Here is an 8,021-nt window from a genome sequence, read left to right as displayed (position 1 = left end):
CAGCGTCTTCAACACCGGACACGGGCTGCGCTGGTACGAGGACGGCGAGGTCACCTCCGCCACCCCCTGGAACCACCTCGGCCTCCAGGACCGGCTGCCCTCCCGGCGCTGGGTCGTACGCACGGACGGGCAGCGGCCCACCGTCCGCTTCGACTTCGCCGACGCCTGGCGCGGCGGCAGCAGCCTGCTGGTGGACGGCGCGCTGGACCGTCCCGCCGTGCTGGACCTGTACGCGACACGGCTGCCGATCGGCCCGGACACGGTCGTGGAGCTGACCCATCGCACGGACGCGGGAACGGTCGGGATCGAGCTGGCCGTGGCGACCGCCGAGCCGGGAGCCGCGGGAGCCGCGCCGCCGTACACGTATCTGCCCGTCCCCGGCGGGAACGGCGACGGCTGGCGGACCTCGACCGTCCGGCTCACCGGCCTGTCCGGGACCGTGCACGCGATCGGCGTCCGGCTGACCGCGGCCGGCGACGGCGGCCCGGTGCGCTGGCGACTCGGCGGCCTCGCCGTCCACGACCGCACCGGCACCCCGGCGGCCCCGTCCGGGCCGCGGATCACCGCCGCCTCCGGCGGCGACCTGCGCCTGGCCTGGAACCATCCCGCGCCCGGCACGGTACGCCACTACACCCTGCACCGCGTGCTGCCCGACGGCACCCGCCGCTTCCTCGGCGGCACCTGCCAGCGGGCCTACTTCGCCGGCGGCCTGACGCCCGCGTCCGGCGAGCGGGCCGTACGGTTCGAAGTACGCGCGGTGGGGGAGCTGTACACCTCGTCGGCCCCCGCGACCGTCACCCACCCCTGGTAACCACACACCGATCCGCCCGCTGACGTACGACCCACGGAGCACCCCTCATGCATGACGACCGCAGCCTGGTCGAAGCCCGCCTCAAGCGCGTTCTCGACGAGCGCATCCGCCCCGCCGTGTACCCCGAGTCCGTCCCACTGACGGTGGCGGTGTGGCACGCGCCCGGGGAGCCCGTGCCGGTGGCCGAGGGGCTGGCCGCCGAGCCGGAGCCGATCGAGGTGGGCGCCCGCTGGGGTGCTCCGTGGGGCACCAGCTGGTTCCGGGTGACCGGGACCGTACCCGAGGAATGGGCCGGGAAGACCGTCGAGGCCCTGCTCGACCTCGGCTTCGACGAGAACATGCCCGGCTTCCAGTGCGAGGGCCTGGTCTACCGGCCCGACGGCACCCCGGTGAAGGGCCTCAACCCGCGCAACCAGTGGGTCCGCGTCGGCGCGCCCGTCGCGGGCGGCGAGGAGGTGCGCCTGCACATCGAGGCCGCCTCCAACCCCGTCATCCTCGACTACCACCCCTTCCTGCCCACGCGGCTCGGGGACAAGGAGACCGCGGGCAGCGAGCCCCAGTACACCCTGACCCGCATGGACCTCGCCGTGTTCGACGAGAGCGTGTGGCAGCTGGTGATCGACCTCGAAGTGCTCGGCGAGCTCATGGCCGAACTGCCGGTCGACTCGCAGCGCCGCTGGGAGATTCTGCGCGCGGTGGACAGGGCGCTCGACGCCGTCGACCTCCAGGACGTGGGCGGCACGGCCGAGCGCGCCCGCGCGCAGCTCACCGCCGTGCTGACCGCGCCCGCCGCGCCCTCCGCACACCGCATCAGCGCGGTCGGGCACGCGCACATCGACTCGGCATGGCTGTGGCCGCTGCGCGAGACGGTGCGCAAGGTGGCCCGTACGACGTCCAACATGACCGCCCTGCTGGAGGACGAGCCGGACTTCGTCTTCGCCATGTCCCAGGCGCAGCAGTGGGCATGGATCAAGGACCATCGGCCCGAGGTGTGGGCCCGGGTGAAGAAGGCGGTGGCCGACGGTCGGTTCGTGCCGGCCGGCGGGATGTGGGTCGAGTCGGACACCAACATGCCCGGATCGGAGGCGATGGCCCGGCAGTTCGTGCACGGCAAGCGGTTCTTCCTCGACGAGTTCGGCATCGAGAACGACGAGGCATGGCTGCCCGACACCTTCGGTTTCGCCGCCGGCCTGCCGCAGATCATCAGGGCGGCGGGCTCCACCCGGCTGCTGACGCAGAAGATCTCCTGGTCGCAGACGAACAAGTTCCCGCACCACACCTTCCAGTGGGAGGGCATCGACGGAACCCGGATCTTCACCCACTTCCCGCCCGTCGACACCTACAACTGCTCCATGAAGGGCAGCGAGATCGCCCACGCGGCCCGCAACTTCAAGGACAAGGGCGTCGCCCGGCACTCCCTCGCCCCCACCGGCTGGGGCGACGGAGGCGGCGGCACCACCCGTGAGATGGTCGCCAAGGCGGCCCGGCTGCGCGACCTCGAGGGCTCGGCGCAGGTGGTGTGGGAGACCCCGCAGGCCTTCTTCGACAAGGCCGAGGCCGAGTACCCCGAACCGCCCGTCTGGGTCGGCGAGCTGTACCTGGAGCTGCACCGCGCCACCCTGACCAGCCAGGCCAAGACCAAGCAGGGCAACCGGCGCAGCGAGCACCTGCTCCGGGAGGCGGAGCTGTGGGCGGCCACGGCCGCCGTGCGGGCCGGATTCCCCTACCCCTACGAGGAACTGGACCGGATCTGGAAGACGGTCCTGCTCCACCAGTTCCACGACATCCTGCCCGGCTCCTCCATCGCCTGGGTGCACCGCGAGGCGCGGGCGACGTACGAGCGGATCGCCGGCGAGCTGAACGCGATCATCGAGGGGGCCCAGCGCGCGCTGGCGGGCGAGGGCGCCACGCCGCTCGTCTTCAACGCGGCCCCGCACGCCCGCGCAGGCGTCCCGGCCGGTGGCGCCGCCACCCCGGCCGCGCGCGGCCGGACGCAGCTGTCGCCCCGCGCCGGCGGCGGACACGTCCTGGACAACGGCCTGCTGCGCGTCCAGATCGACGCCCGCGGCCTGGTCGTCTCGGCGTACGACATCGAGGCCGACCGGGAGACCGTCGCGCCCGGCCGGGCCGCGGGCCTCCTCCAGCTGCACCCCGACTTCCCGAACATGTGGGACGCCTGGGACGTGGACGAGTTCTACCGCCACACCGTCACCGACCTCACCGACGCCGAGTCGGTCACGGCCGGCGAGGACGGCGCCTCGGTGCGGATCGTCCGGTCCTTCGGTTCCTCCCGGGTCACCCAGGTGCTGTCGCTGGCGGCGGGGGAGCGGCGGCTGGTGCTGGACACGGAGGTGGACTGGCACGAGACGGAGAAGTTCCTCAAGCTCGCCTTCCCGCTGGACGTGCACGCCGAACGGTACGCCTCGGAGACCCAGTTCGGGCACTTCCACCGACCCACCCACACCAACACCTCGTGGGAGGCCGCCAAGTTCGAGGCCTGCAACCACCGCTTCGTCCACCTTCAGGAGCCGGGCTGGGGCGTCGCGATCGTCAACGACTCGACGTACGGCCACGACGTGACCCGCGCGGTGCGCACCGACGGCGACCGGGGCACGACCACCACGGTGCGGGTGTCCCTGCTGCGCGCTCCGCGCTTCCCCGACCCCGAGACCGACCAGGGCGTTCACCGCTTCCGCCACGCACTGGTGCCGGGCGCGGACATCGCCGACGCGGTGCGCGAGGGCTGGCGCGTCAACGTGCCCGAGCGGCGCCTGACCGGCACCGGGGAGGTCGCCCCGCTGGTGACGGTGGACCAGGACGCGGTGGTCGTGACCGCCGTGAAGCTGGCCGACGACGGCAGCGGCGACGTGGTGGTCCGCTTCCACGAGGCCCACGGTGGACGGGCCCGGGCCGCGCTGACGGCCGGGTTCGAGGTCGCCGACGTCACGGTGACGGACCTCCTGGAGCGGCCCCTGGCCGATGCCGCGGCACCGGAGCGCGACGGCGGCCGGATCGCGGTGCGGCTGCGGCCGTTCGAGCTGGTGACACTGCGGCTCCGGCGCGCCTGAGCCTTGGGGGAGGGCGGCACGGCGATCGGCCGCCGTGCCGCCCTCCCCGGCCTTTGCGCGCACCGTGCCGGCCGCGATGATGGGGCGATGCGACGAAGAAGCGTCCCCGATCAGTCGTGGGCCTCGGCACCGGATCCGCTGCTGGCCCTGGTCCGGCGGGAGTTGACGTTCTACGCGCGGTCCTGCGACCGCGCCCGGACGCTGCACCACGTGACGGAGCTGGGCGCGCTCGGCACCACCTCGGTGACGGTCGTCGCCGCCGGGCTGCACGCCCCGGCCTGGCTGACCGCGCTGATCGCGGGCGGCGCCGTCTTCTTCACCGGGATGCGGCAGCTCTACAGCCCCGGACGCCGCTGGGTGCTGGCGGCGCAGGCGCGGGAGACGCTGCGCCGGGCCCTGGACCGCTATCTGCTGCTGCCCGAGCCGGAACGCGGCGCGGCGGCGCGGCAGGCCCTGCAGAGGGTGCTCGAGGAGGTCGGCGCCGACGAACTGCGGGAGTGGTCGCAGGCGCAGGGGCAGCGAGCGGAACCGTCCCTGCCGGCCACCGGTTCCTGAGCGCGGCGGCGGGACGGCCGCGCAGCCGTCATGACGGCCCCACCTGCGAGCGCAGCCACTCCTCCACCTCGCCCACGTGTGCGGCCGCCGCCGCCCGGGCCGCCTCCGGGTCGCGGGCGGCCAACGCCCGGAAGATCGCGGCGTGTTCGCGGCGGGTGCGGGCGAAGGCGCCCTCCTCCTGGTAGCCGCGCCAGACCCGGGCGCGGAAGGTGCGCGAGGACAGGCCGTCCAGGATCGCGGCCATCGTCTCGTTGCCCGCGGCCACCGCGATCTCCCGGTGGAAGGCGAGGTCGTGGGCGAGGATCTCCTCGGGGTCGTCGGTGGCGTTCATCGCCGTCAGGTGCTTCTCGACCGCGGCCAGCCGGTCCGGGGTGATGCGCGCCGCCGCCAGCGCGGTCGCCGTCGACTCCAGGATTCGGCGCACCTCCAGCAGCTCCACCAGGCGCGGGCCGCGGGTCAGGTCGGCGACGACACCGAACGTCTCCAGCAGATCGCCGGCCTCCAGTTGGGTGACGTAGATGCCCGAGCCGTGCCGGGCCTCCAGCACGCCCAGCACCGTCAGCGCCCGGATCGCCTCACGCATCGAGCTGCGGGAGATGCCCAGTTGGGCGGCGAGATCCCGCTCGGTGGGCAGCCGCTGCCCCGGCTCCAGCAGCCCCTCCGAGATCATCCCCTTGATCCGCTCGATGGCGCGCTGCGTCACCGTGCCCTTCTGCGGAGCGGTCGCGGTGGCGCGGGCCCCCGCCTCCGTCTCCCCGGTCGGCCCGGTCGGGGTCTCGTCCACGCCACTCCTCCTGTCGCCGTGCGCCGCAGTCTAGCCACCGATGTGGTCCGACCACTATGGCCAGAAGTCGAGAAAGCTTGGCTCCAGAGGGTGTCGCTGGCGCTAATTGGTCTGATAAGTATGCGGGCAACTGCTCGATCTCGCTCGATGAGGAGCCGACAGATGCCCGGCACACCAGTGCGGAACGGACGACAAGGCAGGCGGCAAGGCAGGCGAAACTCCATCTGGGCGGTGCGCGCGACGGCCGTGGCCGCCTGCGCCACCCTGGCGCTCACGGCGTGCGGCAGCACCAAGGACAGCGGTGCCGCCGGCGCCGGGGGCGACGGCAGCGGCAAGGTCGGAGTGATCCTGCCCCTGCTGACCTCGCCGTTCTGGCAGTCGTACAACGATTACGTGCCCAAGATGGCCGCGTCCGAGGGTGTCGACGCACTGAAGACGGTCAACTCCAACAGCGACCCCTCGCAGCAGATCACCGACATCAACAACGAGCTCAACCAGGGCGTCAAGGGCCTGGTCGTGGCCCCGCTGGACAGCGCCGCCATCCAGGCCGGCCTCGACCAGGCCGAACGCAAGGGCGTGCCCGTGGTCGCCGTGGACGTGGCCCCCGACAAGGGCAAGGTCGCCATGGTGGTCCGCGCGGACAACGTCGCCTACGGCGAGAAGGCCTGCCAGTACCTCGGCGCGCACATCACCTCGGGCAAGGTCGTGCAGATCATGGGCGACCTCGCCTCGGTCAACGGCCGTGACCGCTCGCAGGCGTTCCGCGCCTGTGTGAAGAAGAACTTCCCCAGGCTGAAGGTGCTGGAGATCCCAGCCAAGTGGGAGTCCGACACCGCTGCCTCCAAGCTCGACACGCTCCTCAACGCCAACCCCGACATCAAGGGCATCTACCTGCAGGCCGGCGGCGTCTACCTCGCGCCCACCCTGCAGACCCTGAAGTCCAAGAACATGCTGAAGAAGGCCGGGGCGGGCGGTCACATCGTGATCGTCTCCAACGACGGCATCCCGCAGGAGTTCGACGCCATCCGCAAGGGCGAGATCGACGCCACGGTCTCCCAGCCCGCCGACGCCTACGCCAAGTACGGCATGTACTACATCAAGGCGGCGATGCAGGGGAAGAAGTTCCGGCCCGGGCCGACCGACCACGACTCGACGATCGTGAAGCTGCCCAGCGGCATCCTGGAGGACCAGCTGCCCGCGCCCCTGGTCACCAAGGAAAACGTGGACGACCCCAAGCTGTGGGGCAACACGGTCAAATGAGCAGCCCCGTCATCACCCCGCTGGTGGAGGCGCGGGGCGTCGCCAAGCGGTACGGCCCGACGGTCGCCCTCGCGGACGGCCGGCTCACCGTCCTGGCCGGCGAGTCCCACGCCCTGGTCGGCCGCAACGGCGCCGGCAAGTCCACCCTCGTGACCGTCCTCACCGGCCTCCAGGCCCCCGACGAGGGCGAGGTCCGCTTCGACGGCGAGCCCGCACCTGCGCTCACCGACCGCGACGCCTGGCGCCGCAGGGTCGCCTGCGTGTACCAGAAGCCGACGGTCGTCCCCGAACTCACCGTCGCCGAGAACCTGTTCATCAACCGTCAGCCCACGGGACCCGGCGGCTTCATCAGCTGGCGCAGGCTGAGGGCCCAGGCGGCCGAGCTCCTCGACACCTGGGACGTGCGCGTCGACCCGGAGGCGCGTACCCGTGAACTCAAGGTCGAGGACCGGCAGATGGTGGAGATCGCCCGTGCGCTGAGCTTCGGCGCGCGCTTCATCGTCCTCGACGAACCCACCGCCCAGCTCGACAACCGGGAGATCGAGCGGCTGTTCACCCGTATGCGGGCCCTTCAGGAGTCCGGTGTCACCTTCCTGTTCATCTCGCACCACCTCCAGGAGGTCTACGAGGTCTGCCAGACCGTCACCGTGCTGCGCGACGCCCGCTGGATCACCACCGCCCCCGTCGCCGACCTGCCGCGGGCCGCGCTGGTGGAGGCGATGGCGGGGGAGTCGGTCGCGGAGCACGAGAGCAGGTACGTCCGCGACGCGGCGGCCGCCGACGCCCCCGTCGTGCTCACCGCGCACGGGCTGACCTCCGAGGCGTACGAGAACGCCGACCTCACCGTGCGCGGTGGTGAGGTCGTCGGGCTCGCCGGCTCCAGCGGCAGCGGCAAGATCGAGCTCGCCGAGTCCTTCGCCGGACTGCACACCCCCACCGGCGGAACCGCCGAACTCGGCGGCGCGGAGCTTCCGTTCGGCGACGTGCAGGCCGCACTGCGGGCCGGGGTCGGGTGCGTGCCGCGCGACCGGCACGAGCAGGGCCTGGTCGCCGCCATGACCGTGGGCGACAACGCCGTCATGAGTGTGCTGAACCGGCTCGGCCGCTTCGGCTTCGTCGCCACCGAGACCCGGCGCGCCGTCGCCCGCGAGCTGATCGAGCGCCTCGACATCCACACCGAGGGCCCCGAGCAGCCGGTGTCCGACCTGTCCGGCGGCAACGCGCAGAAGGTCGTCATGGCCCGCGCCCTCGCCTCCGACCCGCGTCTGCTCGTCCTCATCAACCCCACCGCGGGCGTCGACGTGAAGTCCAAGGAGTCCCTGCTGGCGCGGGTGGACAGCGCCCGCGAGGACGGCACCGCCGTCCTCGTCGTCTCCGACGAACTCGACGACCTCAGGCGCTGCGACCGCGTCCTCGTCCTGTTCCACGGCCGGATCGTCGCCGAGCACCGGGCGGGCTGGCGCGACCACGAGCTGATCGCCTCCATCGAAGGAGTGGACCATGGCTGACACCAAGGCGGCCCGGCCGCCTTGGTGTCAGCCAT

The 8,021-nt window shown here is 72.5% G+C and carries 6 protein-coding genes; 5 read left to right on the top strand and 1 reads right to left on the bottom strand.

Going from position 1 to position 8,021, the window contains the following annotated elements; genetic code table 11:
• The 3 genes from BZY54_RS42960 to BZY54_RS42950 form a co-directional block, all read left to right on the top strand.
• Positions 1-811 (top strand): GH85 family endohexosaminidase C-terminal domain-containing protein (locus BZY54_RS42960; RefSeq protein WP_425276380.1); only part of this gene is annotated, 811 nt, incomplete at its 5' end.
• 47 nt (positions 812-858) lie between these two features.
• Positions 859-3,879, top strand: a complete 3,021-nt coding sequence (locus BZY54_RS42955) for an alpha-mannosidase (protein WP_086730791.1) — start codon at positions 859-861, stop codon at positions 3,877-3,879.
• Positions 3,880-3,966: 87 nt separating this feature from the next.
• On the top strand, positions 3,967-4,434 hold the full coding sequence (locus BZY54_RS42950) for a DUF4231 domain-containing protein (RefSeq protein ID WP_086730790.1): 468 nt from the start codon (positions 3,967-3,969) through the stop codon (positions 4,432-4,434).
• 28 nt (positions 4,435-4,462) lie between these two features.
• Here the strand turns inward: BZY54_RS42950 and BZY54_RS42945 are convergent, their stop codons facing one another.
• The gene (locus tag BZY54_RS42945; protein ID WP_425276379.1) at positions 4,463-5,218 is read right to left on the bottom strand and encodes a FadR/GntR family transcriptional regulator; all 756 of its coding nucleotides are present in this window, start codon (positions 5,216-5,218) and stop codon (positions 4,463-4,465) included.
• A gap of 162 nt (positions 5,219-5,380) precedes the next feature.
• Between BZY54_RS42945 and BZY54_RS42940 the strand changes: the two genes are divergently transcribed.
• Together BZY54_RS42940 and BZY54_RS42935 are read left to right on the top strand one after the other, a co-directional pair.
• Positions 5,381-6,478: a sugar ABC transporter substrate-binding protein gene (locus BZY54_RS42940; RefSeq protein WP_086730789.1), complete on the top strand. Its 1,098-nt coding sequence runs from the start codon at positions 5,381-5,383 to the stop codon at positions 6,476-6,478.
• The gene (locus BZY54_RS42935) at positions 6,475-7,986 is read left to right on the top strand and encodes a sugar ABC transporter ATP-binding protein (RefSeq protein WP_086730788.1); all 1,512 of its coding nucleotides are present in this window, start codon (positions 6,475-6,477) and stop codon (positions 7,984-7,986) included. The genes BZY54_RS42940 and BZY54_RS42935 overlap by 4 nt, the downstream gene beginning before the upstream one ends.
• The last annotated feature ends 35 nt before the right edge of the window (positions 7,987-8,021 follow it).

Origin of the sequence: Streptomyces carpinensis (assembly GCF_002154505.1) — a bacterium.
GTDB classification, from domain to species: domain Bacteria; phylum Actinomycetota; class Actinomycetes; order Streptomycetales; family Streptomycetaceae; genus Streptomyces; species Streptomyces carpinensis.
This window is presented reverse-complemented; position numbering and strand designations above follow the sequence as displayed.